The following is a 23,925-nucleotide window of genomic DNA, read 5'->3' on the forward strand; positions in this document are numbered from 1 at the left end:
CGAACATCGACCGGTAGCGGCCGGGTCGTTGCCTCCATCGACGTGGACGACGTCACCGTCAGCTATTCAAGCGGGGTCACGGCCGTACACTCCGCCTCTTTCAGGCTCGGCGCCTCCACCATCTGCGCGCTGGTCGGCGTCAACGGCTCCGGCAAATCGACGCTGTTCAAGGCGCTGATGGGCTTCCTGACGCCGTCGACCGGAACAGTGCTTATCGCCGGATTGCCCGTCCACGCAGCGCTGAAGCGCGGCCTAGTCGCGTATGTGCCGCAGAGCGAGGATGTCGACTGGAACTTTCCGGTGCTGGTGGAAGATGTCGTCATGATGGGCCGCTACGGCCACATGAATTTTCTGCGTATCCCAGGCAGAGCCGATCGCATGGCGGTCGACGCGGCACTGGAACGGGTCGGCATGACCGATTTTCGCAAGCGCCAGATCGGCGAACTGAGCGGCGGCCAGAAGAAGCGTGGGTTCCTGGCGCGCGCTCTGGCGCAGGGCGGCGAAATCATCCTGCTCGACGAGCCGTTCACCGGCGTCGACGTTCAGACCGAAGCAGCGATCATCGATCTCCTTCGGTCGATGCGCGACGACGGCAAGCTGATGTTGGTGTCGACGCACAATCTCGGCAGCATCGTCAATTTCTGCGACCATGTCGTCATCTTCAACAAGACGGTGCTGGCCTTCGGACCAACAGAGACAACGTTTACGCAAGCCAATCTTGCGAAAGCTTTTGGCGGCGTGCTGAGGCATCTGCGCCTCGGCGGCGCCGATCTTCATGACGACCCCGACGCTCGCCACCTGACCGTGCTGACCGATGACGAGCGTCCTCTGGTGCTTTACGGCGAGCGGGATCAAGAGAAGATGATGAAGCCCGACAGCGGATCGCCAGCCCCGTGATCGACATCCTGCTGGAACCCTTCACCTACAACTACATGGCCAAGGCCATCTGGGTCAGCGCCCTGGTCGGCATGGTCTGCGCGTTCCTGTCCTGCTATCTCATACTAAAGGGCTGGGCCCTGATGGGCGACGCGCTTGCCCACTCGGTGGTGCCGGGCGTTGCGGCCGCCTACATGCTGGCCCTTCCCTATGCCGCCGGCGCATTCGCCTCCGGCCTCATCGCCGCACTCGGCATCACCTTGGTGCGGCGCGTGACGCAACTTCGCGAGGACGCCGTGATCGGCCTTGTCTTTACAACGCTGTTCGCTGGCGGGCTGCTGATTGCGTCGATCAGTCCGACCTCCGTAAACATCCAGTCCATCGTACTCGGCAACATCCTCGCAATCTCCGACGAGGATGTAACCCAGGTCATCCTCATCGCAGCGGTTTCGCTGGCTGTACTGGGGCTTCGATGGAAGGATATGATGCTGGTGTTCTTCGACGAGAACCATGCGCGCGGCGTCGGCCTGAATCCGTGGCGGCTGCGGGTCCTGTTCTTCGTGCTGCTCAGCGCCTGCATCGTCGCCGCGCTCCAGACCGTCGGCGCGATCCTCGTGATCGCGATGGTGGTAACGCCTGGCGCCACCGCCTATCTGCTTACCGATCGGTTCGGCGTCATGATCCTGCTCGCGATGGCGATCGGCGCGGCGACGAGCGCGGTTGGCGCCTATCTCAGCTTCTTTCTCGATGGCGCGACTGGCGGACTGATCGTGGTGCTGCAGACCGTCGTCTTTCTGATTGCCTTCGTCTTCGCACCCAAACATGGGCGGCTCGCCGCACGCCGGGCGGCACGTGCCGCATCGCAGGTCGCGTCATGATGACGATCTGGTCCTGGATCGCCGAACCGCTCAGCCACGAATTCATGCGTCGCGGTCTCGCCGTCGCCGTTCTGGTCGGCGCCATTTGCGCGGTGTTGTCCTGCTATCTCGTCCTGAAGGGCTGGTCGCTGATGGGCGACGCCGTTTCGCATGCCGTGCTTCCGGGTATCGTGCTCGCCTATATCGCCGGGATCCCGCTTGCCTTCGGCGCCTTCGTGGCAGGACTTGGCTGCGCGCTGGCGACGGGCTACCTCAAGCAGCAAAGCCGGATCAAGGAGGACGCAGTCATGGGCATCGTCTTCTCAGGCATGTTCGCGTTTGGCCTGGTGCTGTTCGTCAAAGTCGAGACCGACCAGCATCTCAATCATATCCTGTTCGGCAACATGCTCGGCGTCCAGTGGCGCGACGTGATCGAGGCGGCGGTCATCGTCGTGCCGGCGATCCTCATCGTTCTGGCAAAACGCAAGGATCTGCTGCTTTATTGTTTCGATCCGGCCCATGCGCGCGCGATCGGCCTGCCCGTCAACCTGCTGCATTTCGGGCTGTTGACGCTGCTCGCGTTGACCATCGTGGCCTCGCTGAAGGCTGTCGGGATCATCCTTGTCATCGCCATGCTGATCGCGCCGGGAGCGATCGGCTTTCTTTTGACGAAGAGCTTTGAGCGCATGCTCGCCATTGCTGCCGCGGCCGCCATCGGGTCGAGCGTCGTGGGAACGATCCTCAGCTATCACATCGACGCAGCCACCGGCCCGACGATCGTCGTCGTTCAGGCCGGCGTTTTTTTGCTTGCCCTGTTCCAGTCGAAGCGCCCAAAGCAACGGGTGCAACTGGGCATTTCGGGAGAGTAATCGCGGCCCTGACCCAGGCCGCACTCAAAGCCGGTTGCGGATCAGCATGGTGACGACGAAGAACGCGCCGACCGAGCTGGTGATGATGCCGATCGGCAGTTCCTGCGGCGGCAGCAGCGTTCGGGCCAGAAGGTCGCTGGCCAGCAAAAGCACCGCGCCAAACACGGCACAGCTGGCGACCAGGCGCAGATGCAGGGGGCCCGCCAGCGGCCGTGACAGATGCGGAATCATCAGCCCGACGAAGCCGATGACGCCAGCGACCGAGACAAGGATAGCCGTCGAGAAGGCGGCGACGAGAAAGGTCATCCGGCGCATGCGCGCCACCGGCACGCCAAGGCTTTCGGCGGCATTTTCACCGGCCAGGAAAGCATCGAGCCGGCGGTGGTTCCACAGCGCGTAAGCCAGAATGGTCCCCGCACCCAGTGCGCCGAGCCAGATGTTGTCCCAGCGCGCCAGGCCAAGGCCGCCCATGGTCCAGAACAGCACGGAGTGGGCGGCGCGCTGATCGCCGGCAAAGACAAGATAGTTGGTCAAGGCGGTGAACATGAAGGACACGGCAAGGCCGGCAAGGATCAGCCGCTCCGGGCCTTGCCCCCTCACCCGCGCAACCAGCAGCAGCACGACGCCGGCAGCCAATATGCCGCCGGTGAAGGCCGCGACCGGCAATGTCCAGATGCCGAAACTGTCGCCGAAGACGGTGATAACGGAAACCGCACCCGCGGCGGCGCCCGACGACAGGCCGAACAGGAACGGATCGGCGAGGTCGTTGCGGGTCACCGTCTGCAGCAGCGCACCGACGACGCCGAGGCCGGCGCCGACGCAGATGGCCAGGATCGTGCGCGGCAGCCGCAGGTCGACGACGATCTTGCCGACCGGTCCTGCCACGTCGCGCCCGCTGAAGCCGACTGCACGGCCAAGCGCGGCAACAACATCGGTCAACGGGATCAGTGTCGAACCATAGGCAATCGACAGCAGAGCGAGAGCGGCAATCGCCGCCGCTCCCACCAGCATGGCCAGTGCAAATGCCGGATGGCGCAAGCCTGGAAATGCGTTGTGTCTGTCAGGACGCGTGCGACGCACTTCCAGCATCTTTTGTTCATGCATGTCGTTGCCCCAAAACCGCTGCGCACTTTTGGGCCACAGGCATCAAAACGCTTCCGGATGCATGGCCTTGGCGATCTTGTCGATCGCTTCGATGTTGGCCGGGCCCGGCGTCAGTTCGGCATAGCGCAGGGCGACGAAGCGCTCGTTCTTGACCGCGTCCGTCTCCTTCATCGCCGGATGCGCCTTCAGGAAATCGAGCAGTTTCCTGTAGCCACCGCCATCCTGGTAATCGAGCAGGATGAGGAATTGCGGATTGCGCGACGCCACCGTTTCCCAGTCCGTATTGCCCCAGCTGGTGTCCATGTCGGCCATGATGTTGTCGCCGCCGGCGGCTGATATCATGGCGCTGGGGATGGCGAATTTGCCTGCGGTGAACGGCTTGTCCTCGCCGGAATCATAGAGGAAGACCCGCGTTCCCTTGGCGTCGCCGACCTTGGCGGTGATCTCGGCGAGCCGCGTCTTCCAGCCGGAGACAAGCTTCTCAGCTTCGGCCTCCTTGCCGAAGATCTTGCCCAGTTTCTCGACGTCGCCATAGAGTAGGTCCATCGAGGCGGCGGGGCGGCTCTTGTCGAGATGGACGCAGCTTTCCGTCAGCACCAGCGTCTTGATGCCGTGCGGAGCAAGCGTGTCGGGCGTCACTTCACCACCCGGCTTCATGCCATAATACCAGCCGGCGAAGAAAAAATCGGGCTCGACCGCGACGAGGTTTTCGAGCGTCGGATATTTCGGCGCCAGTTCCGGGATCGAACCCTGCTCGGCCTTGAACTCAGGACCCACCTTGTACCATCCGGTGATGCCGGTCAGGCCGACGATCGACGGCTGCAGTTTCAGCGCGAAAGCCATCTCGGCCATGTTGAGATCCTGGATGACGGCGCGCTTCGGCGGCGCATCGAAGGTCAGCGGCTTGCCGCAGCTGTCGACAGTTACCGGGAAGGCCAGGGCTGTCGAGGCCAGCAGCGAGAAGGCAAGCGAAAAAGCAAGGCGTTTCAAGGGTTTGCTCCTGTGGACGGGATGATCGATATGGGACGGCTTCAATCAGGATGGCGGCGCGGCACGGTTCGGAACATCGAACACCGTCAGTTCGCGGTCTTCGGTCGGATGGCGCAGACGCAGCACATCGATGCCGAAAATTTCGCGAATCAGCTTTTGGGTCAGCGCTTCGCGCGGTGCGGCGAGCGCTTGCAGACGGGCATGGTTCATCACCGCCACCCTGGTGGCGAACGGTGCCACCAGCGCCAGATCGTGCAGCACCGCGATCACCGTCATCTCGAAGCCTGCCACGAGGTCGAGCAGTTCGCCGCGGGCGCGCGGGTCGAGATGGTTGGTCGGCTCGTCGAGGAACAGGATCTTTGGCTGCTGGGCGATGGCGCGGGCCAGTTGGGCGCGCTGGCGCTCGCCGCCCGACAGCGAGCCGATGGTGCGGCCAAGCAGCGGCAGCAGGCCGGTCCGGCGCAGCGCATCGACGACAATGTCACGCTCCTCGCTCCTGCGCCGTAGCCGAGCGTGCGGGACCCGGCCCAGCTCGACATAGTCGATCACCGCCAGCCGCGGATCGGGCTGGTCGGTCTGGCCGACAACGGCGATATGCAGCGCCCGCTCGGCGGCGGAAATCCCGCCCAGCCGGCGCCCGCCGAGGTTCACCTCGCCGGAGCTCGGCCGCAGCATGCCCGACAGCATGCGCAGCAGCGTCGTCTTGCCCGCGCCGTTGGGACCGATGATGGCTAGGCGATCGCCAGCGGCCACCGAGAAGCTGACCGCCTGGACCAGATCCCGCCCATTGGCCATGGCGCAGAGGTCATGTGCTTCGAGAAGCGCTACGGTCATCGGCTGCCCGCCAGATTGCCGGGATGGCAAAGCGTGCACACGATGATGCGATGATCGATAGAGCCGTCCAACTTTCCGTCACTTTCCAAAACTGGCGACGGAACGAAGCTGGCGAAGCGGCCGACAAGACCGGGATTCGCGTTTCCTCCCGGCACACCCCGTCCGGTCAACTCAGTGATGGCAGGTCTCCTGGCTCGCGGGTCGTTGCGCCATCCTGCCTTCCCAGCCTTGCCGGCCAGTGGCATTCACGGATTTTGCTCGCCGCTTACAGTTGCGGGGGCAGCCACGGCCTCGACCCCTGGGGATCTCACCGTGTTCCCTTTTCACCCCTCGCCTTTCGACTCGGGGACCATCACCGCTTCAGCGTAGATTTCCCCCAATCGCTTCGCAATGGATTTCTCGGACGGAGTGGTGGGCCGGCTAGGGGAAACATGCATTTCACGCTCTCGATATGTAATAACATTACGCATTTAGAGGATGCCGCCTGGCGCTGTCAAGCGAAGCCTGCCGAATTTGGCTCGTCGGCGGCAAGGGGCGCTCGACCGCTGTGCCATATCGGTGTGCGACTGTGACGGGATCGGTTCGATTGCGCGGGATGCGCAATTTCGATCAAACTGGCCGCGCCAGGAAACGGCAGGATGATCTGGCCAATGCGAGGAGCAAAATGAACCCGACCGAGAAAGCGCTGTGGTTCGTCGAAAGTCATCTGCCGGAGGCGATCTCGCTTGACGATGTCGCGCAAAGCAGCGGCGTGTCGCGTTTTCATGTGACGCGGGCTTTCGGCGCTGCCACGGGCCGCTCGGTGATGGGCTACATGCGCTCACGCCGGCTCACCGAGGCGGCGCGCAAGCTGGCCGGCGGGGCGCCCGACATTCTCTCCGTCGCGCTCGACGCCGGCTACAACTCGCATGAGGCGTTCACCCGTGCCTTCCGCGATCAGTTCGGCACCACGCCGGAACTGGTGCGCGCGCAAGGCACACTCGACAAGCTCGACCTCGTGGAGCCGATCCTGATGGACCAGTCCTTCCTCACCAATCTCGAACCACCGCGTTTCGAGACCAGCCGGCCGTTCCTGATCGCCGGCCTCGGCGAACGCTACAGCTGCGAAACCAGCGCCGCCATTCCGATGCAATGGCAGCGCTTCGGCCCCTATATCGGCAACATTCCGGGCGAGGCCGGCGACGTCGCCTATGGCGTCTGCGTCAACGGCGACGATGCCGGCAATTTCGACTACATCGCCGGCGTCGAAGTGTCTGATTTTTCCGACCTGCCGAGGGAATTCAGCCGGGTGCGGGTGCCGGCGCAGAAATATGCGGTCTTTGCCCACCGCGAACACATCTCGACCATCCGCCGCACGGTCAATACGATCTGGAACAAATGGCTGCCGGCTTCCGGCCACGAGATATCGGATGCGCCGGAATTCGAACGCTACGGCCCTGAGTTCGACCCACGCAGCGGCAATGGCGGGCTGGAGATCTGGATACCGGTGAAGGCGTAGTCGGTCAGGCCATCGGCAGCGCCGGCCAGCGATCGACTATCCCGCCGCCGGAAAACACAGCGATCGACCCGAACTGCTGCAGCACGGCTTCGCTCTGCGTCGGCCTTAGAAACGCGTAGTCGCCGGGCTTTGCGGTCGCGTCGGCGGGCAAGCCCATGAATTGCTGGTTGGAGGACAGGCCGAGCAGCCCGTTCGCCTTCATGCCTTCGGGGAAGACGGGCTCGGCCATCCACTTGCCGCCATAGAGATAGCAGCCCTTGCGCGGGAAGCGGCCGAGCGCCTGCAGCAGGCGGGTGACGGCCGGCGGGCCAGGCAGCATCGGCTCGACCATTTTCAGGATCGGCGTGGCGATGAAGGCCGCCGGCTGGAAGCCGTCGAGGCCTGGCGTATCGAAATCACTGGGCAGCACAAAGGCCGAGCCCATCGAAACCTCGTTGGCCATGCCGCCATGATGAAGCAGCGCGGTCTTGCTGCCGCCGATGTTCAGGATATGGCGCTGGTCGGCGCCGAGACAGGCGACGAACGCCGACGCCTGCGCCGACGCCTTGGCCAATGCCTTTGCCGGTCCGCCGAAAAGGCCGGGAATGAGCGGCGCATGCGCCTCGTAGGCCATGACGCCTTCGCAATGCAGCCGGGCCGGCAACGCGCTCAACGCCTTCGACAAGGCCTCAGGATTGGCGAACCCGCCGCGATGCAGCCCGACATCGATCTCGAAAGCGATGCGCAGGCCGATGCCGAGTTCGCCAGCGAGGGCGCCATATTCCGCCAGTCTCTCCTCGCTGTCGATCAGCCAGCAGACACGCGACCAGTCAACATTACCCTTCACCAGCGCAGCCCTTGCCGCACCGATCGGCATCGGCTTGCCATAGAGCAGATCGGCATCCGGGAACGCCTTCAGCACCGCCTCGCTGATCGGCGGGTGAAAGGTCATGAAGCGCTCACTGCCGAGCGCCTTGCCGATATGCGCAAGCAGCGGCAGGCAGGCGAGCGATTTGTCGACCAGCCGCACGGCCAGGCCGGGATCCAGTCTCTCCTTTACCAGGGCAATGTTGCCGTCCAGCCGGTCGCGATCGAGCAGCAGGCAGGGCTGGAAGATGCCGGCTTCCTTCAGCGCATCGGACAGGGTGGAAAAATAGGTGCTCATCATTCGATGCCGAACAGGCCGGCCATATAGGGCGAGACGAAGCGGTTTTGCGGATCGACGTCGCGGCGCACCGCCATGGCATCGTCCCAGCGCGGGTAGAGCTTTTTCAGATCCGCCGCTTTCAGGCTGTGCATCTTGCCCCAATGCGGCCGGCCGCCATATCTGCGGAAGATCGGCTCTGCCGCCCGCATGAACGGCAACGGATCGTTCGCTGCATCATGGTGGATGGCGATGGAGCAGGTCAGCCTGTTGTAGAATGGCGAAAGCCAGAACTGGTCCGGCGCGACCGAGCGCACCTCCATCGGGAAATAGACCTCGGGAAAACGCTTCTCGGTCAGCTCGATGATCTCGGCCAGCGCCTTCGGCCCTTCCTCGAACGGCAAATGATATTCCATCTCGTTGAACTTGGTCTGCCGGTCGCTGGCATAGACGTTGAGCCAGTCCTGCACGTAGTCCTCGGCCGGCAATTTGGCGATGGCGCCCAGGATCAGACGGCCACGCAGCGATGGCAGCCAGGCAAGTGAGGTGCGCAGCCTGCGCAGTGTCCTCAAACCCGCCTCGTCCTCTTCCGGCGGCCGTGTGGTGGGTGCGGCGTCGCTGAAATCGCTGGCGATGAACTGCGCATAGCCGGAAAACGGAATGTAGTAGAATTCGGCCGAGCGATGCGCGGCCATCATTGCCTCGAAATCGCGCAGCATCTCGGTGATCGGCAGCACCCATTTGCGGCGGCGCAACCGGTAGGTCGCGATGTTGTTCAGCGTCACTTCGGTGAGCACGCCGAAAGCGCCGAGCGCGACACCGATGGCATGGATCATGTCCTGATCCCCTGCCCGCTTGAAGTCGCGGAGCTTGCCAAGCCCGTCGACGATCTGCACCGTCTCCAGTTGCGTGTGATAGGCGCCGAGCGTCGGTCCCGAGCCGTGCGTGGCTGTGCCCAGCGCGCCGCCGATCGCCTGGCGGTCGATATCGCCCATGTTGGGCAGGCCCTGGCCAATACCTTGCAGGATGCCCATCAGCGCGCCGAGCCGGGTCCCTGCCCGCACCCGCGCCTGATGTTTTTCAGCGTCGTGCGAGACCAGCCCTTCCAGTCTCTCCAGGGACAGGATCGTGCCCTGCGATTTCACCAGCGGCGTGAAGGAATGACCGGCGCCGGCGACGCGCACCGGGCCAGGCGCGGTCCGGACGAGATCACCGAGCTCACCGGCATCGCCGGGGCTGGCGATCAGCTTGGGCTCGGCACTTACAAAGCCCGACCAGTTGCTCCAAATGTTTGACATCCCACCTCCCCGCTCAGGCAACCGCACGACGGCGACGCGACACAAGGACGAACAGACCGAGCAGCGCCACGCTGGCCACCGCACTGGCGGCGGCGAATTCCGGCACCGGCCGGAAATCCTTGCCATCAATGAGCAGCGACGCCGCGATGGGTCCGATCGCCAGGCCGAAAAGTTGGGCTGCCGGCACCAGCAGCACGGTGGTGCGTGTCTCGTCGGCGGTAATCGCCAGACGGATCTGGTAGGGCACGATGAACAGCAGGATAAAGCCCATGGCCAGGGCAGCGACCCAGAACGTCGTCAGGCCGGGGCTACTGGCAAGAACCAGGGAACTGACAAGCGCGACGACGCCGATCGCCGCGATGGCAAGGCGATAATCGATGCGCGCCTCGAACGCCGTCGCCGTCATCGCCCCCAGGACCTGCACGGCGAGGCTGGCCGAGACGATCAGGCCGACGGTGCGGCCATCGATGCCGTATTGCGCGCCAAGCGGCTCCAGAAAAGCCCAGACCGCGCCGAAGAACATGAAATAGCAGAAGACCGACAGCAGCGCGGTGAGTGAAGGAACCGTCAGCACATTGGCCAGGTTCTCCGCCTTGGGCAGGTCGGCATAGTCACCGGGAACAGTGAAGGCGACCGCCAGCGACACGACGCAGACGACGGCAAGCACGATGAAGCCGCCCGCCGACCCTGCGGCGGGGATGACATAGAGCGCCAGCAACAAGGCGAGCGCGCATTGCGCCAGCGTCTGCATGGTGACGAAATAGCCGCCGATGCGCTCGGCGCGCCGCGAGCGGGCGATCAGTTCGGTGGCGATGGCGACCAGACCGCCCTCGGCGAGCCCGGCCAGGGCGCGGGCCGCAATCAGCATGTTGGCGCTCGCGGCATAGGCCGTCCAGATATTGGCCAGCGCCAGCAGCAGCAGAAGGACGGCACTTTTCCAGCGCATGTGGTGGGCCGAAAGCAGCATCGCCACGACGGCCGAACCGATGGCAATGGCGATCATCTCGGCGGTGGCGACCAGCGCCAGTGCGTCGCCGCTGACATGGCCCTCAGTATAAAGGGCGCCAAGCAGCACCGGCTGCAGGCCGAGGATGAGCAGGCCGACCGAACCGATCCACAGGGCCGAGGCAAGCTGCCAGCCGGTCGGATTACCGACCAGCCAGTCGCCACTGCCTGCATGGCCGGTGTCTGTCGAAGCCAAAGGCGCCTCCCAACGTCCTTGCCGTGCGGCAAAAAAGCTGACAACCTGTCAGTATTTCAGAAACTGATACTTGATCATATTTCTTGTCAACCGGAATTTGAAAATCGTGCGAAAGATCGGTGCATGACCGAATTGAAAAGAATGGCGACCGAGCCGAGGCGCAGGCCCAAGCAGGAACGCAGCCGCGAGCGCATCGACGCGATCCTGTCGACGACCATGCGGCTGATCGGGGAAAAGGGTATCGACGCCGTCACCATGAAGGAGGTCGGCATGCTGGCGGGCGGGCCGATCGCCACCGTCTACCACTATTTTCCCAACAAATCGGCGATCCTGGCGATGCTCTATGAACGGTTTTCAGAGGTCAGCCGGGCACGGCTGACGACGATCATCGCCGAAATCCACGAGGCGAAGGATGTGATCGTGGCCGCTGACCGGCTGCTCGATGATTATCTCAACCGTGTCGCCGGCGATCCGGCCATCCAGGATCTGCAGAACGCCATCCAGGCCGACAAGGCGCTCAAGAACCTCGACATCGCGGAAACCCGGTACCAAGCCAAAATGTTCTGCGACCACGTCATCGCCTTGCTCGAGCCCGAGAGGCGCGAGCAGTTCGAACGCATGGTTCTGCTGATCTTCCAGCTCGCCGGCGGCGTGGTGCGCCTGGCGCTCGCCGAGGGCGAACCGGAAAGCCGCCAGACCATCGAGGATTACCGGTCTATCATTCACACCCAGCTGCGGCTGTTTTTGTAGCCGTGGCGATCTCAGCCGCGGCCTATTTCGCTCGAGGGATGAGGCCTTCGAAGCCGTGTGTCAGATCGAAAGCGCCGGCCGCGAACATCTTGACGAGATTTTGCGGACGGCCGGGAGTCTTGTTTGCGTCGAGGAGGACGGCCCTGCCCTCATGCATGACGAAATCGAATTTTCCATAGTCAAAGCCGAGTTCACGCCGACGCTCACGCAATTGGTCGGGCACCGGGACGGGCTCGCGCCGGATCGTCTCCGATGCCTTGACCAGCCCGTTCGGAGAGACGTAGCGGGTGCAGCGCTCGCGCTCTCCGCAAAACACCCAGAAACGAACAGCAAAACCGTCGGGTTCTCTCTCCGGAATGAACTTTTCCACGACGAGATCGTCGCAATCAAAGACGCCATCTGGAACGTCGCCGAGAGATCCATGGACCTCATAAGGATGCAAGGTTGGCAAACGCGGAAACGGCTGCTGTTTCCCGGCGCGCTCGGATCGCCGGTTGAGGAGCGTCTCCGGAATACCCCGATTGTTGAGATTGCTTTTGACGATCACCTGACCTTGCCAGGTATCGGTTCTGTCGACCAATGCGCCGCTGATCCGCCGCTTGGATATGTCGTCGGCGCCGATGTTGAGGCAGAAGGCAAAACTCCGGGCGTAGTCGACATAGTCCGTGGGCGTCACCGTGGCATCGACATGCAATACCGCCATATCGCCGCTGACCAGCTTCGACAGGCCTTGCTGAACCTGAACCGAGTGGCCGCGCCTTTTCAATTCCGCAAGAATGTCGAACAGCATGTATGGGCTGCTCCTGCGCAGCAGGATGTCGCGCCTGCCCAGGAACCTGTCATGCTCGTGCGTTATCACAACGATGCGCGCCACTATCTACCTCTTGGACTGTCTGTAAATTCTTGAAATGTCTTGGCTTGTCCGACGACCTCTATTAAGCCCCGGCGGGTATCTAAATCCAGGCGTCCAGGGGTTAATAAAATTGCATGACAAATCATTGGGACGATTACCACCGCCATTGGAAACTTCTGGAAGCGCCGCTCCGGCCAACAGCGGAAACCGTCGCTATATTCGATCGCGAACTTGATCTCGGAAATGCCGATGTCCTGCTCTTGGGGGTGACCCCGGAATTGGCAATTCTGGGCAAGTCGATGTTGGCGGTCGACCAGTCGGCGGCCATGATTTCCGGCGTATGGGCCGGCGACGACGGCTCGCGAAGGGCAATCGCCGGCAACTGGCTTGACCTGCCCGTGGATCACGCAAGCATCGACGCCGTCATCGGCGACGGATGCCTGTCGGCGGTCGATTCCCAGGCGGCGCGCAGTTCGTTGTTTGGCGAGGTCGCCAGGGTGCTGAAGCCTGGCAGGCGCGCAGCGATCCGCGTCTTCGCACGACCGGAAACGGCAGATGATCTGCGCGGCATCGAAGCTCTGGTTCTGGCCGGCGGGGTCGAGAATTTCCACGCGCTCAAATGGCGGATCGCGATGGCGTCCACGACGAACGACCGCGATTTCACCATCAAGGTGGGAACGATCCGCGATACCTTCGGCAGCCTGTTCCCAGACCGCGAAGCTCTTGCCGCAAGGACGGGTTGGAGCATGACCTCGATCAACACGATCGACGTCTATGCCGGCTCGGACATAAGCTACAGTTTCGCGACCCTGGCCACGCTGATCGAAGAGGCCGCCAACTGGTTCGGCGAGGTGCGCGTCGTGCCGAGCGGCAGCTATCCGCTGGCCGAACGGTGCCCGCTTCTGGTACTCGGTTCGGCCAGGCACCGGTAAGTTCATCATCATGCCGCCAAGAGGCGCTCCGAGCGCCTTGACTCCGGCGCGCCGTCAGCCTATTTCAGCGCCACGTTAGCACTCTCCATTGGTGAGTGCTAACTCATATGTCCGGCGCCGCCGGATGGAGGAACTGTTTCTCACCGTTCTCATCGAGGAAGAAAAAATGGCAAAGTCGAAGTTCCGCCCGCTTCATGACCGCGTGGTCGTTCGCCGGGTCGAATCCGAATCCAAGACCGCTGGCGGGATCATCATCCCCGACACGGCAAAGGAAAAGCCGCAGGAAGGCGAGATCATCGCTGTCGGCTCCGGCGCTCGTGACGAAGCTGGCAAGCTGGTCCCGCTGGACGTCAAGGCCGGCGACCGCATCCTGTTCGGCAAGTGGTCGGGCACCGAAGTCAAGCTCAATGGCGAAGACCTTCTGATCATGAAGGAATCCGACATCATGGGCATCATCGGCTGATATCAGGCCTTTCCGTCAACTGAATTCCCGGGCTCGATCAAAGCCCCTGCCAGGAGCTAAAAATGGCTGCCAAAGACGTAAAATTCTCCCGTGATGCCCGCGAGCGCATGCTGCGCGGCGTCAACATCCTCGCCGACGCGGTGAAGGTCACGCTCGGCCCGAAGGGCCGCAACGTCGTCATCGACAAGTCGTTCGGCGCCCCGCGCATCACCAAGGACGGCGTCACCGTCGCCAAGGAAATCGAGCTTGAAGACAAGTTCGAGAACATGGGCGCGCAGATGGTCCGCGAAGTTGCTTCGAAGACCAACGACATCGCCGGCGACGGCACCACGACCGCAACCGTTCTGGCACAGTCGATCGTCCAGGAAGGCCACAAGGCCGTTGCCGCCGGCATGAACCCGATGGACCTGAAGCGCGGCATCGATCTGGCCGTCGTCGAAGTCGTCGCGGCGCTCGGCAAGGCTGCCAAGAAGATCAAGACCTCCGAGGAAGTCGCCCAGGTCGGCACGATCTCGGCCAATGGCGACGAGTCGGTCGGCAAGATGATCGCGGAAGCGATGCAGAAGGTCGGCAACGAAGGCGTCATCACGGTTGAAGAAGCCAAGACCGCCGAGACCGAACTCGAAGTCGTCGAAGGCATGCAGTTCGACCGCGGCTACCTCTCGCCCTACTTCGTCACCAACGCCGACAAGATGGTTGCCGAGCTCGAGGACGTCTACATCCTCCTGCACGAGAAGAAGCTGTCCAACCTCCAGGCCATGCTGCCGGTTCTCGAAGCCGTCGTGCAGACCTCGAAGCCGCTGCTCATCATCTCGGAAGACGTCGAAGGCGAGGCTCTGGCCACGCTGGTCGTCAACAAGCTGCGTGGCGGCCTGAAGATCGCCGCCGTCAAGGCGCCGGGCTTCGGTGATCGCCGCAAGGCCATGCTGGAAGACATCGCCATCCTCACCGGTGGCCAGGTCATCTCGGAAGACCTCGGCATCAAGCTCGAGAACGTCGGCCTCAACATGCTCGGCCGCGCCAAGAAGGTGTCGATCTCCAAGGAGAACACCACCATCGTCGACGGCGCCGGCAAGAAGGCCGAGATCCAGGGCCGCGTCGCCCAGATCAAGCAGCAGATCGAAGAGACCACTTCGGACTACGACAAGGAGAAGCTGCAGGAACGTCTGGCGAAGCTCGCCGGCGGCGTTGCGGTGATCCGCGTCGGCGGTGCGACGGAAGTCGAAGTCAAGGAAAAGAAGGACCGCGTCGATGACGCCCTCAACGCGACCCGCGCGGCCGTCGAAGAAGGCATCGTTGCTGGTGGTGGCGTAGCCCTGCTGCGCGCTTCGGCCAACATCAAGGCCACCGGCGTCAACGCCGACCAGGCCGCCGGCATCAACATCGTTCGTCGTGCGCTGCAGGCTCCGGCCCGCCAGATCGCGGCCAACGCCGGTGCGGAAGCATCGATCGTTGCCGGCAAGATCCTTGAGAACAAGGGCTTGACCTTCGGCTACAACGCCCAGACCGGCGAATATGGCGACATGATCGCCATGGGTATCGTCGATCCGGTCAAGGTCGTCCGCACCGCTCTCCAGGACGCGGCCTCGGTCGCCGGCCTGCTGGTCACCACCGAAGCCATGATCGCGGAGGCTCCGAAGAAGGAGTCGGCTGGCGGCGGCGGCATGCCTGGCGGCATGGGCGGCGGTATGGGCGGTATGGGCGGTATGGATTTCTAATCCAGCCCTATCAGCCTTCAGATACGGAAAGGGCGGCAGAGATGCCGCCCTTTTTGTTTTGCGCAGCGGTCGTTGTGGCCTCTCAGACGGCGGCATCCGCGCGTTGCTTTACCTCGCCGGCAACCACCGCGGCTTCGATCAGCGCCGCCACCTCATCGGCCACGGCCTGTACCGGGGCGCGGTCGCGGGTGGCGCGGGCGATCACCATCAGTCCTTCCAGCGACGATTCGACCAGCAGTGCCAATGCATGCGCGCGGCGCTCGGGCACCCCTGCCCTGACGAAGGCGTCCCGCAACAGGCCTATCCACTGTTCGAAGGCCGAGCGGCACAACTCCGCCAGTTCCGGCACGTCGGTGGGCGAGTCCAGCACGACAGGCGCGACCGGACAGCCGAGTGAAAACTGGTTGTCTTCCAGCATGCGCCCGACCGACTGGTAGATATGATGGACGGCCACCGCCGGATCCTTTTCGGCAGCCAGCGCTTCGCCCAGCCTCTCCGTCACGTCGGCAACGCTAGCGCGCGTCACCTCGATGACCAGTTGGTCCTTGCCGCCGGGAAAATGAAAATAGAGCGAGCCCCGCGGTGCGCCGCTGGCGCTCAATATGTCGTTGAGCGAGGTGCCGTGATAGCCGCGCTGCCTGAGCAGCAGCCCAGTCGTCTCGAGTATGCGGGTGCGGGTGTCGTTGGCCATGTCAACCTCTGTCAGCAGGAATCATTATAGGCCTTGCGCAGAATATGACAATCGGTCTACATAATATGTAGATCAGTCTATATATTCCTGAGGAATGCCATGCGAAGGGAGAACGACAATGACAATTCGTGAAGCCTCGGCCAAATGGCAGGGGACGCTGAAGGAAGGTTCGGGACGGTTGCGGCTCGGCAGCGGCGTCTTCGAAGGCGCCTATTCCTTCCCGTCGCGTTTCGAGAACGGTCCGGGCACCAATCCGGAGGAACTGATCGCCGCAGCGCATGCAGGCTGCTTCTCGATGGCGCTGAGCGCCATACTGGGCAACGCCAATCATGTTCCGACAAGCATCAGCACCGTCGCCAAGGTGCATCTTGGCGCAACCGCTGCCGGTCCGACGATCACCCGCATCGAACTCGAAACCGAGGCAGAGGTCGCGGGACTTGCCGAAGATGAATTCGAGCGCCTTGCACAGTCCGCCAAGGCGGGCTGCCTCGTCTCGCGGGCCCTTGCCGGCGTGTCCCAGATCACCCTCAAGGCAACACTCGTCGAAGCCACCAAAGGCCAATGAAGCCAGGAGAAAGAAGATGACACAGGAGCTTGTCATGGACGCAGCCGCGTACGACCTGTCCCAGCAGACGGCCGAGATCATGCGGCGCTACAACGACGTATTCCAACGCCATGATCCTTCGGCACTCGCCGAGCTGGTGGCTGAGGATTGCGTGATCGAGAACACCGTGCCAGCGCCGGACGGCGCCCGTTATGCCGGTCAAGCGGCGTGCGTCGGGCTTTGGGCGGCGATAGCAACCCAGGCCGGCACGCGCTTCGATATCGAGGAAACCTTCGTTGCCGGCGACCGGGCAACGATCCGCTGGCGCTATTTCATGACCGACGGCAATTCGCTGCGCGGCGTCAACCTCATGCGCGTGGCCGGCGGGCGGATCGTCGAAGCGATGGGCTATGTGAAGGGGTAGCGTGCCCGAGCAATTCCCCGAAAGCGCATAACGGCTTTTCGCCCGGAATAGCGCAACAAAGAGGAGCGGATCAGCGAGACTGAACCGCTCCCCGTGGCGCTACCGATCGGCCAGCGCCAGCTTCGCGCCGAGCATGACGAAGGCGCCGGCGAAGGTCCGGCGCATCCAGGTCAACACCATTGGCCGCGAGACGACGTGGCTGCGGATCGAGGCGGCGAAGATGCCGTAGCCGACGAAAACCACGAAGGTCAAAAGCATGAAGACGGAACTCAGTTCCAGCATCTTCGACAGCGCATTGGGCTCGGTGGTGCTGACGAATTGCGGCAGGAAGGCGAAGAAGAAGATCGACAGTTTCGGATTGAGCACGTTGGCGAGGATGCCGGTGGCAATCACCTTGCCGGCCGAGCGCGGCGTCACATCCTGCTCGACGCTGAGGCCACCCTTCTCCTTCAGCGTGTTCCAGGCCATGTAGAGGAGGTAGGCGACGCCGAGATATTTCAGCGTCTCGAAAGCGAGAGCGCTGGTGTGCAGCAGCGCCGCAAGGCCGGTGATGGCGGCGGCCATGTGTGGGATGATGCCGAGCGTGCAGCCGAAGGCGGCAATGACGCTCGCCCGCGCGCCGCGCGAAAGGCCGGCGCTCAGCGTGTAGAGAACGCCGGTGCCGGGCGAAGCCACGACAATCAGCGACGTCAACAGAAATTCGATGCTCACGATGGTTCCTCCGGCACCCGACCCGGCCAGGAAGGTATCGGGCTGCGGGTCGGCGCACAAGCGGAGGCGATTGGAGATTGGCCGTTACACCGGCAATCCGAGCGCCCGGCGTGCCATCAGACACTCCTCGTCGCCGGGCATGCAGGCGCGACAGACGTCCGGCCGGACGTCATAGATGCCGCAAGCGGTCGACTTGCCGATCTCGCCGGACAGCGCCGAGCAGCGCACGCCCTCGCAGCGCATGCCCGACAGGTCTGATGCGACATATTTTTCCGGGATACGGTCGAGCTGTGCGTCATCCTCGGTGGAAAAGCGCGGCCACTCGGCCGAATAGGAGCAGCAGGCACCGCAGCTTTGGCAATCGAAGGTGCCCTGTTGCGACGACAAAACGCTTGCGGCGGCCACCAGGGCGGACAGCCCTGGCGCGGCGGGGTTGCGATCGGCGTCTTGCGGCAAGGCGCTATTTCTTCTTAGCCGTCTTGCCCTTCGGCGAATCCGCCGGCGACTTGAACAGATCGGTCGCGGCATCGGTGGCGTCGCCGGCCTTCGGCGCGACAGCCGGCTTGGCCGGTTTTGCCGCGGCACCCGAGGCTGCCGGCTGATCCTTGGAGGAGAATTTTATGGCCATGTCAGTCCTCGTCGGCGAAGCGCGATGATGGGGCACGCGGATTGCGCAGGCGGCCGATCAGCGCCGAAACGGCCGTGATGTTCATTTCCTCGGGCGACCAGTTTTTCACCGCCTCGATGTGATGGGCCGCCAGCTCGCGATGCGTGCTGCCGCTGTAGGCGGCGTCCTGATAAGTCACCCGCTCATGGGTCTTGGCGTCTTCACGGACATATTCGATCAGGTAGTTCGGGCATTCGGCGCGGCCGCGCACGCCGACGCGCACCTGGGCATCACCGTGGGCACGCTTGCAGCGTTCGAGCTTTTCCAGCACACGCCGGACGAATTCGACCGGCTTGTCGAGGCCTTCGACCATGTCGGCAATGGTTGCGTCGGCGGCGATCGGTGTTGGCGGTACGCGTTTGGTGGCCATCAGCGTCTTCCGGCCCGCTTCGGCAAAGCGGCTAGCGCGGCGGCGGCGGCCATCTCGTCGGCCTCCTTTTCCAGGCGCAATTCGCGCAGACGCGCGGTCTTGGCTTCGCGTGCCTCGCTGACGGCGTCGCGCTCGGAATTGATGCGGTTGAGCGACATCGACTGGGTTTGCGTCTTGCTGAACAGGGACACGGCCTGATCGACGGTTGTCTTTGAACTGGTGGTCAAATCTTTCTCCTGTCAGGAGCCTGTGCCGATGGAGCGAGACCGGGTCTTCGGTCAGGATCACGCACAAAGCAATACGCGCGGCGAATTCAAATTGCTGGAGCGTCCCTTAGCACGTCCAGGCCGGCGCGCAGCGCACTTTCGGCGGTAAGGCGCGCAAAATGAAAAAGGCCAGGCACCGCCTGACCTTCCATGAGAGCGTCGCGCAACCAGACGACATCCAAAAGGATGCACCGGGGGTGCACGGGAACGCCCTGCTTATGCACATGATATGCCGTGGAAACTCAGGTCTCCGCGGCCATGCGCCCGAATTCGCCACTCACCGGTGCCAGTACATCCGTGGTCACCGGGAGAGCTGAATTCGTTTTTCAGGCCGCCTTCAACTGGTCGGCGGACATCTTGCCCGACTTGTTGTCGCGGACCATCTCGTAGCCGAGCTTCTGGCCCTCGACGATGTCGCGCATGCCGGCGCGCTCTACGGCCGAGATGTGGACAAAAACGTCGGCCGAGCCGTCGTCAGGCTGAATAAAACCAAAACCTTTGGTGGCGTTGAACCATTTAACTGTGCCGGTGCTCATGACGAACCCTTTCCATGGCAAATATTCGTTCGACGCCATGCGGATGCACAACGTCGTTTGTCCCGATTTTTGATGTGGGAAGTTCGTCAAAGGCGCGCTCGAAAGCGCGGATAACAAAAGTCAGTCAAACAAATATCGACGATTTGCTTATAGGCTTCTTTTGGGGCGCTGTCAAATTTGCATAAAGCCACAGCTGCGGAATTCTCCCAAACCACCTGGCCAAAACACCTGACATGACGGCAAATCGGACCCCAAACAGCGCGCTTGCGCCAACTTGAAAAAAGTTTTCCGGCATCTAGGAACCATCTGCGCAGACGCGCATTTATTCGGTGTCATCAGCAGTTCATGAGAGCAATCGAATAACAGTTGATGGCAAAGACGCCCCCCGCACGATAAAAGGTGCGAGGGGCGTTTTCGTTTGGATCCTATTCGTCCGGGCCGGGTTCCGGCCACGTCTCCCTGGCCGCCTCGGCATACCAGTGGCGCATCGCCGGCGTTGCCAGCACGGCATCGACATAGGCGCGCGTATCCTGCGCCAGCGTGCCGCCATAGGTATCGAAACGGGTGACGACAGGCGCATACATGGCATCAGCCACGGTGAAGTGGCCGAACAGGAACGGGCCGCCCTTGCCGTATTTTTCCCGGCACTCGCGCCACAGCGCCTCGATGCGGGCGCGTTGCGCCTCGCCCTCGGCGTCAAGCGGCTTGTGGCCCTTCGGCCGACGCAAATTCATCGGCCAGCCATAGCGAACCTCGCGAAAGCCGGAATGCATCTCGGTCGCGGCCGAACGCGCCAGCGCACGGGCGTCGATATCGGCGGGCCAGAGCTTTTTCTCGGGAAACAGGTCGGCGAGATATTCAAGGATGGCAAGGGTTTCCCAGACGATCTTGCCGTTGTGATTCAGCACCGGCACCTGACCGGTCGGCGACACTTTTGCCAGATTGGCAAAAGTTTCAGGCGTGCGCAGCCGTACGAAACCTTCCTCGAACGGGATCTCCAGATGCCTCATCGCCACCCATGGCCGCAGCGACCATGAGGAGAAACACTTGTTGCCAATATAGAGCGTAAATTCTGCCATTTTTCTCCCCGCACGCACGGCCTCCAAAATCCCATTGCCAACGCGTGTTCACAGCCTAGCCCACCGACCTTGCCCCAGGCGGCGGCCGCGCGACCTGATCTGCCGATCGGGCGACGCCTGGAACCTAACCGACATCGGCTCGTTAGCTACCGCAATGAATTCCTTCGAATTCAAAATCCCGGGAGATGCGCAAAAATGGTGAACAAGGATCAGGTCGCGGGCGTGGCCAAGCAGGTCAAGGGCTCGGTCAAGGAAGCCGCCGGCAAGGCAACCGGCAACCGGCAGACCCAGGCCGAAGGCACGGCCGACAGGATCGCCGGCAAGGTGCAGAAGGCCTATGGCGACGTCAAGGACAAGGTCAGGAAGGCGCTCTGATCCGCATCGAGGAACGCGTTGTTATCGAGGGAAAGGCGGTCGCGAAGGCCGCCTTTTTCAGGTGCTCCAGCCCTTGCTGAAAGCATTGGTGAACACGACCTCGCCATTATCGCCGATCGCCTCGCCCAGCACCACGTCCATGCCGTTGCTGGTCACCCTGGCCAGGGCGAAACCGCCCATATAGGCAGCCTTCGGCTTGAACAGGTCGATCCCGTCCCTGCGATAGATCAGCGGCGTTTCGTGCTGGTGGCCATGGAAAATGCCGACGACATTGTAGCCCTTGAGCGCCGCCAGCAGCGCCTGCCGGTCGGCCTCGCTCCACCAATGCGGCGCACCGGTGCCGTCATCATCAAAGTGGCTCCTGGCGGCATCCCAGCGTTCCACCGAGAAAGTGTCCCAGCCATAATGCTGGAACAGGACGACCGGGCGGCCGTCCGCCGCATAGGTCGCCAGGTCCTGCTTCAGCCATGGCAGGCTGCTCTCGGCACCGTGGCCGGTATCGCCGGCGAAACGATGCGTCTGGATCAGATGCAGGCCGCCCCAGTCCCAGGAGTAGCAGTCGGTGTCGACATCATAGTCGGTGGCCGGCACTGGCGGCTTGAAGAACACGCCGGCGCGATGGTTGACCTCGACATAGTCGCGCAGTTCGCGCCGGTACCAGTCGACATGGTGCGGCGGCCCGTTCTGGTCGAGATCATGGTTGCCGAGCCCGACATAAACCGGCATGTGCACGCGATCCGGACCGACGCCTTGGCTGTAGCGCTGGCTGAACTGGAGCAGTTGGGTGCCCTCGCTCGGCTGGGTGATCTGGCCGCCGCCATCGTCGGTGATGTCGCCGCCGACGACAAGGCCGAGCGGCGCGCCTATCTTGCCGGCCGAACGCAGGCCGGTGGCGACGCCATTGATCTCGGCCGGCCAGTCCTTGTCGCCAAGCGCATTCAGCACCGCCACGTTGCGCAGCAGCGCGGCGTCGGTCTTGCCTTCTTGCAGGCAGTTGGGGCTCAAGCCGCTCGCCATGCGGCAGGCATGGACATCGGCGATGAACAGGAAGGTGGCGTCGATCGACTGGACGCGTTGCCCGGTCTGGCCTAAGGCCGGCCGCGGCAAGGCGCCGGCCGCGGCAAATCCTGCAGCCTGTACCAGGAAGTTGCGTCGGGAAAGCGATCCAGTCGAACGGCGATTCATCATCTGCTGATTCAGCATGGACAGCAGCCGGTCGTCCAGCGCCTCTGCGCCATCATCGACATGACGCCACGGGTCTGGCATGTCTCGCTTGCGCAAGCGCATGCCGCCGGTTGCGTCGATGCCAAGTCCGCCAGGAAGGGTTTCGTTCTGGCGAGACCCGGCATCCAGAGCGAATTTCGGCCCGTGGCCGGCGGGATGATGTCGGTTGCCAACACCTACGAATCGCAATCGCCCCAGACCCAATATCTGTTCGCCGGCCTGATCGAGGTGTTTCGCGACAGCGACACCGGCCGCCAGGCGATGATCCCGTTTTCCGATCTGCGCAAGCTGTTCCCGCTGAAGGCGGGGGCAAAGGCCACGATAGAGTTCGTCGAGCTGTCGCTGAACCAGCCGCCGAAGGGCACCAAGACGCTGAGCCTGATCGTCAAGGGCAAGGAAACATTCCGTCTGGGCGATTGCAAATACAATGTCCTGGCGGTCAAGGAGACCTTCAAGAACGGTGCCGGCGAGACGCTGGATTCATTCACCGCGCTCTATGCTCCCGATCTGCAAGCCGCGCTCGCGCGGCGCTACGATGAAGGCACCAGTTCGGAATCCGTCAACGGCTACGAGACGATCAAGCCGCTGGCCGAGTAGGTAAGAGCCCAGGCTTCTTCGCTTCCCCCTCGTGTCAGCCAGAGCGAAGCCGCAAGGTCGAGAGAAGTGGCTGCGTCGCGATCCTGCACACCCCCCTCTGTCCTCCCGGACATCTCCCCCGCAAGGGGGGAGATTGGCTGTCACACCGGCTTTCGCCAATCTCCACCGGTGAAGGTACGAGCGAGCGCCGATGCTGCAGATCTCCCTCCTTGCGGGGGAGATGGCCGGCAGGCCAGAGGGGGGTGCTGTCCCGCCGACATCAAATAATTCTCGGCCGTGGCAGTATCCTGTTGCGTCGCCTGGCAACCAAGCCGCCCTGCGACGGCGCGCTGCGCTCCAACCCTGCCAGGCAATCCCGCAGCACACCGGCATCCTGCGCCGTCTTGGCCATCGACATCGCCCCGGAATAGGCGGCGACCGTCAGCGCGGCGAAGCGTTCGGGGTCCGTGCCCTCGTCCTTGCCCGCCTGCTGGTCGGCACGCACCTTGTCGGCAATCGCCTGCCGCCACCCGCCAAAGATACCGGCAAGGGCAAGGCGGAAATCGGGATCGGCAAGCGACAGTTCGTGCGCCAGATTGTTGAGCGGGCAGCCGCGCACGAACCCCTGCTGCTCCAGTTCCGCCGCCACGGCCTCGAACACCGAGCGCACGCCCTCGCGCACTGACGCCGCCGCCAGCACCGGCGCGATCCATGTCTCTTCGACCGCTGCCGCCACACGCTCGTCGATCACAGCCAGCGCCAGCGCCTTCTTGGTCGGGAAATGGTGATGCAGCGCTCCGCCGCTGACATCAGCCGCCGCCATCAGATCGCCGATGCTGGAGGCGTGATAGCCGCGCGCCTGGAACGCGTCCTCGGCGACATCGAGCACTTTCTTGCGCATGCCTTCAGGGTCGTTGATGCGTTTTCCCGGGCGCGGTTTTGGCTGGACGGTCATCTCTGCTGACATTGCCGAACTTTAGCATGTTGACAAAACAGGACAACCGGTCTGTTTTACAAAACAGGACGATCACCCTGTTTTGGAGAATGTCGGATGAACCTGCCCCAGAACGTCGCGCCGAAACCCACGGCGCTCGCC

29 protein-coding genes and 1 riboswitch are annotated in these 23,925 nt (G+C 63.0%); of the genes, 12 read left to right on the forward strand and 17 right to left on the reverse strand.

Going from position 1 to position 23,925, the window contains the following annotated elements; all coding sequences use genetic code 11:
• The first annotated feature begins 36 nt into the window (after positions 1-36).
• The 3 genes from NKI99_RS21175 to NKI99_RS21185 are packed head-to-tail and all read left to right on the forward strand — an operon-like array spanning position 37 to position 2,602.
• Positions 37-897 (forward strand): manganese/iron ABC transporter ATP-binding protein, encoded by an 861-nt coding sequence (locus NKI99_RS21175; RefSeq protein ID WP_352611887.1) that lies wholly within the window; start codon positions 37-39, stop codon positions 895-897.
• Positions 894-1,754, forward strand: coding sequence for a metal ABC transporter permease (locus NKI99_RS21180; RefSeq protein WP_352611831.1), 861 nt, complete (start codon positions 894-896; stop codon positions 1,752-1,754). The genes NKI99_RS21175 and NKI99_RS21180 overlap by 4 nt, the downstream gene beginning before the upstream one ends.
• Positions 1,754-2,602, forward strand: a complete 849-nt coding sequence (locus NKI99_RS21185; RefSeq protein ID WP_502905551.1) for a metal ABC transporter permease — start codon at positions 1,754-1,756, stop codon at positions 2,600-2,602. Before NKI99_RS21180 ends, NKI99_RS21185 begins: the two co-directional genes overlap by 1 nt.
• Before the next feature lie 24 nt (positions 2,603-2,626).
• Here the strand turns inward: NKI99_RS21185 and NKI99_RS21190 are convergent, their stop codons facing one another.
• The 3 genes from NKI99_RS21190 to NKI99_RS21200 form a co-directional block, all read right to left on the reverse strand.
• Positions 2,627-3,613, reverse strand: coding sequence for a FecCD family ABC transporter permease (locus tag NKI99_RS21190; RefSeq protein WP_352611888.1), 987 nt, complete (start codon positions 3,611-3,613; stop codon positions 2,627-2,629).
• 135 nt (positions 3,614-3,748) lie between these two features.
• The gene (locus tag NKI99_RS21195) at positions 3,749-4,696 is read right to left on the reverse strand and encodes an ABC transporter substrate-binding protein (RefSeq protein ID WP_352611832.1); all 948 of its coding nucleotides are present in this window, start codon (positions 4,694-4,696) and stop codon (positions 3,749-3,751) included.
• Positions 4,697-4,741: 45 nt separating this feature from the next.
• A complete protein-coding gene (locus NKI99_RS21200; protein ID WP_352611833.1) occupies positions 4,742-5,530 on the reverse strand; it encodes an ABC transporter ATP-binding protein in 789 nt (262 codons plus the stop codon).
• Between the two features lie 162 nt (positions 5,531-5,692).
• Positions 5,693-5,899: riboswitch (cobalamin riboswitch) on the reverse strand.
• A 295-nt stretch (positions 5,900-6,194) separates the two neighbouring features.
• Between NKI99_RS21200 and NKI99_RS21205 the strand changes: the two genes are divergently transcribed.
• Complete coding sequence (locus NKI99_RS21205; protein ID WP_352611834.1) at positions 6,195-7,028, forward strand: AraC family transcriptional regulator; 834 nt, start codon at positions 6,195-6,197, stop codon at positions 7,026-7,028.
• 4 nt (positions 7,029-7,032) lie between these two features.
• On the opposite strand, the gene NKI99_RS21210 is transcribed toward NKI99_RS21205, so the two are convergent.
• The 3 genes from NKI99_RS21210 to NKI99_RS21220 are packed head-to-tail and all read right to left on the reverse strand — an operon-like array spanning position 7,033 to position 10,650.
• Positions 7,033-8,172, reverse strand: a complete 1,140-nt coding sequence (locus NKI99_RS21210; protein ID WP_352611835.1) for a DSD1 family PLP-dependent enzyme — start codon at positions 8,170-8,172, stop codon at positions 7,033-7,035.
• The gene (locus tag NKI99_RS21215) at positions 8,172-9,449 is read right to left on the reverse strand and encodes a D-arabinono-1,4-lactone oxidase (protein ID WP_352611836.1); all 1,278 of its coding nucleotides are present in this window, start codon (positions 9,447-9,449) and stop codon (positions 8,172-8,174) included. Before NKI99_RS21215 ends, NKI99_RS21210 begins: the two co-directional genes overlap by 1 nt.
• A gap of 13 nt (positions 9,450-9,462) precedes the next feature.
• Positions 9,463-10,650, reverse strand: a complete 1,188-nt coding sequence (locus tag NKI99_RS21220) for an MFS transporter (RefSeq protein WP_352611837.1) — start codon at positions 10,648-10,650, stop codon at positions 9,463-9,465.
• Between the two features lie 123 nt (positions 10,651-10,773).
• On the opposite strand from NKI99_RS21220, the gene NKI99_RS21225 reads away from it, so the two are divergent.
• Positions 10,774-11,400 (forward strand): TetR/AcrR family transcriptional regulator, encoded by a 627-nt coding sequence (locus tag NKI99_RS21225; RefSeq protein ID WP_352553869.1) that lies wholly within the window; start codon positions 10,774-10,776, stop codon positions 11,398-11,400.
• A 22-nt stretch (positions 11,401-11,422) separates the two neighbouring features.
• On the opposite strand, the gene NKI99_RS21230 is transcribed toward NKI99_RS21225, so the two are convergent.
• Complete coding sequence (locus tag NKI99_RS21230; protein WP_352611838.1) at positions 11,423-12,274, reverse strand: ATP-grasp domain-containing protein; 852 nt, start codon at positions 12,272-12,274, stop codon at positions 11,423-11,425.
• Between the two features lie 113 nt (positions 12,275-12,387).
• Here NKI99_RS21230 and NKI99_RS21235 point away from each other — a divergent pair, with 113 nt between their 5' ends.
• The 3 genes from NKI99_RS21235 (at position 12,388) to groL (ending at position 15,366) form a co-directional block, all read left to right on the forward strand.
• Positions 12,388-13,185 carry a class I SAM-dependent methyltransferase gene (locus tag NKI99_RS21235; RefSeq protein ID WP_352611839.1) on the forward strand — a complete coding sequence of 266 codons (798 nt, stop codon included), beginning with the start codon at positions 12,388-12,390 and terminating at the stop codon, positions 13,183-13,185.
• Between the two features lie 166 nt (positions 13,186-13,351).
• Complete coding sequence (gene groES / locus NKI99_RS21240; protein WP_006203049.1) at positions 13,352-13,648, forward strand: co-chaperone GroES; 297 nt, start codon at positions 13,352-13,354, stop codon at positions 13,646-13,648.
• Between the two features lie 62 nt (positions 13,649-13,710).
• On the forward strand, positions 13,711-15,366 hold the full coding sequence (gene groL / locus NKI99_RS21245) for a chaperonin GroEL (RefSeq protein WP_352553866.1): 1,656 nt from the start codon (positions 13,711-13,713) through the stop codon (positions 15,364-15,366).
• An 82-nt stretch (positions 15,367-15,448) separates the two neighbouring features.
• On the opposite strand, the gene NKI99_RS21250 is transcribed toward groL, so the two are convergent.
• On the reverse strand, positions 15,449-16,057 hold the full coding sequence (locus NKI99_RS21250; protein ID WP_352611840.1) for a TetR/AcrR family transcriptional regulator: 609 nt from the start codon (positions 16,055-16,057) through the stop codon (positions 15,449-15,451).
• A gap of 118 nt (positions 16,058-16,175) precedes the next feature.
• Here NKI99_RS21250 and NKI99_RS21255 point away from each other — a divergent pair, with 118 nt between their 5' ends.
• On the forward strand, positions 16,176-16,622 hold the full coding sequence (locus NKI99_RS21255; RefSeq protein WP_352442934.1) for an OsmC family protein: 447 nt from the start codon (positions 16,176-16,178) through the stop codon (positions 16,620-16,622).
• 16 nt (positions 16,623-16,638) lie between these two features.
• Positions 16,639-17,025: a nuclear transport factor 2 family protein gene (locus NKI99_RS21260; protein ID WP_128306034.1), complete on the forward strand. Its 387-nt coding sequence runs from the start codon at positions 16,639-16,641 to the stop codon at positions 17,023-17,025.
• A gap of 99 nt (positions 17,026-17,124) precedes the next feature.
• Here NKI99_RS21260 and NKI99_RS21265 read toward each other — a convergent pair whose 3' ends face one another.
• From NKI99_RS21265 to NKI99_RS21295, 7 genes are all read right to left on the reverse strand, one after another.
• Positions 17,125-17,736: a LysE family translocator gene (locus NKI99_RS21265; protein WP_352611841.1), complete on the reverse strand. Its 612-nt coding sequence runs from the start codon at positions 17,734-17,736 to the stop codon at positions 17,125-17,127.
• 84 nt (positions 17,737-17,820) lie between these two features.
• Positions 17,821-18,192: a YkgJ family cysteine cluster protein gene (locus NKI99_RS21270; protein ID WP_352553863.1), complete on the reverse strand. Its 372-nt coding sequence runs from the start codon at positions 18,190-18,192 to the stop codon at positions 17,821-17,823.
• Between the two features lie 4 nt (positions 18,193-18,196).
• Positions 18,197-18,364 (reverse strand): hypothetical protein, encoded by a 168-nt coding sequence (locus NKI99_RS21275; protein WP_352553862.1) that lies wholly within the window; start codon positions 18,362-18,364, stop codon positions 18,197-18,199.
• Between the two features lies 1 nt (position 18,365).
• Positions 18,366-18,773: a hypothetical protein gene (locus NKI99_RS21280; RefSeq protein WP_013532398.1), complete on the reverse strand. Its 408-nt coding sequence runs from the start codon at positions 18,771-18,773 to the stop codon at positions 18,366-18,368.
• Positions 18,773-19,000 (reverse strand): hypothetical protein, encoded by a 228-nt coding sequence (locus NKI99_RS21285; RefSeq protein ID WP_013532399.1) that lies wholly within the window; start codon positions 18,998-19,000, stop codon positions 18,773-18,775. Before NKI99_RS21285 ends, NKI99_RS21280 begins: the two co-directional genes overlap by 1 nt.
• 365 nt (positions 19,001-19,365) lie before the next feature.
• On the reverse strand, positions 19,366-19,575 hold the full coding sequence (locus tag NKI99_RS21290) for a cold-shock protein (RefSeq protein ID WP_010915421.1): 210 nt from the start codon (positions 19,573-19,575) through the stop codon (positions 19,366-19,368).
• A gap of 425 nt (positions 19,576-20,000) precedes the next feature.
• Positions 20,001-20,654: a glutathione S-transferase family protein gene (locus NKI99_RS21295; RefSeq protein ID WP_023814142.1), complete on the reverse strand. Its 654-nt coding sequence runs from the start codon at positions 20,652-20,654 to the stop codon at positions 20,001-20,003.
• Between the two features lie 195 nt (positions 20,655-20,849).
• Here NKI99_RS21295 and NKI99_RS21300 point away from each other — a divergent pair, with 195 nt between their 5' ends.
• Positions 20,850-21,029, forward strand: coding sequence for a CsbD family protein (locus NKI99_RS21300; protein WP_023814141.1), 180 nt, complete (start codon positions 20,850-20,852; stop codon positions 21,027-21,029).
• 57 nt (positions 21,030-21,086) lie between these two features.
• On the opposite strand, the gene NKI99_RS21305 is transcribed toward NKI99_RS21300, so the two are convergent.
• Positions 21,087-22,217 carry a metallophosphoesterase gene (locus NKI99_RS21305; RefSeq protein ID WP_352442936.1) on the reverse strand — a complete coding sequence of 377 codons (1,131 nt, stop codon included), beginning with the start codon at positions 22,215-22,217 and terminating at the stop codon, positions 21,087-21,089.
• Between the two features lie 57 nt (positions 22,218-22,274).
• Here NKI99_RS21305 and NKI99_RS21310 point away from each other — a divergent pair, with 57 nt between their 5' ends.
• On the forward strand, positions 22,275-22,850 hold the full coding sequence (locus NKI99_RS21310; protein WP_031213898.1) for a hypothetical protein: 576 nt from the start codon (positions 22,275-22,277) through the stop codon (positions 22,848-22,850).
• Positions 22,851-23,109: 259 nt separating this feature from the next.
• Here the strand turns inward: NKI99_RS21310 and NKI99_RS21315 are convergent, their stop codons facing one another.
• Complete coding sequence (locus NKI99_RS21315) at positions 23,110-23,784, reverse strand: TetR/AcrR family transcriptional regulator (RefSeq protein ID WP_023814138.1); 675 nt, start codon at positions 23,782-23,784, stop codon at positions 23,110-23,112.
• Positions 23,785-23,925: the final 141 nt, after the last annotated feature.

The organism is Mesorhizobium sp. M0239 (assembly GCF_040321815.1).
In the GTDB taxonomy this organism is placed as follows: Bacteria; Pseudomonadota; Alphaproteobacteria; order Rhizobiales; family Rhizobiaceae; genus Mesorhizobium.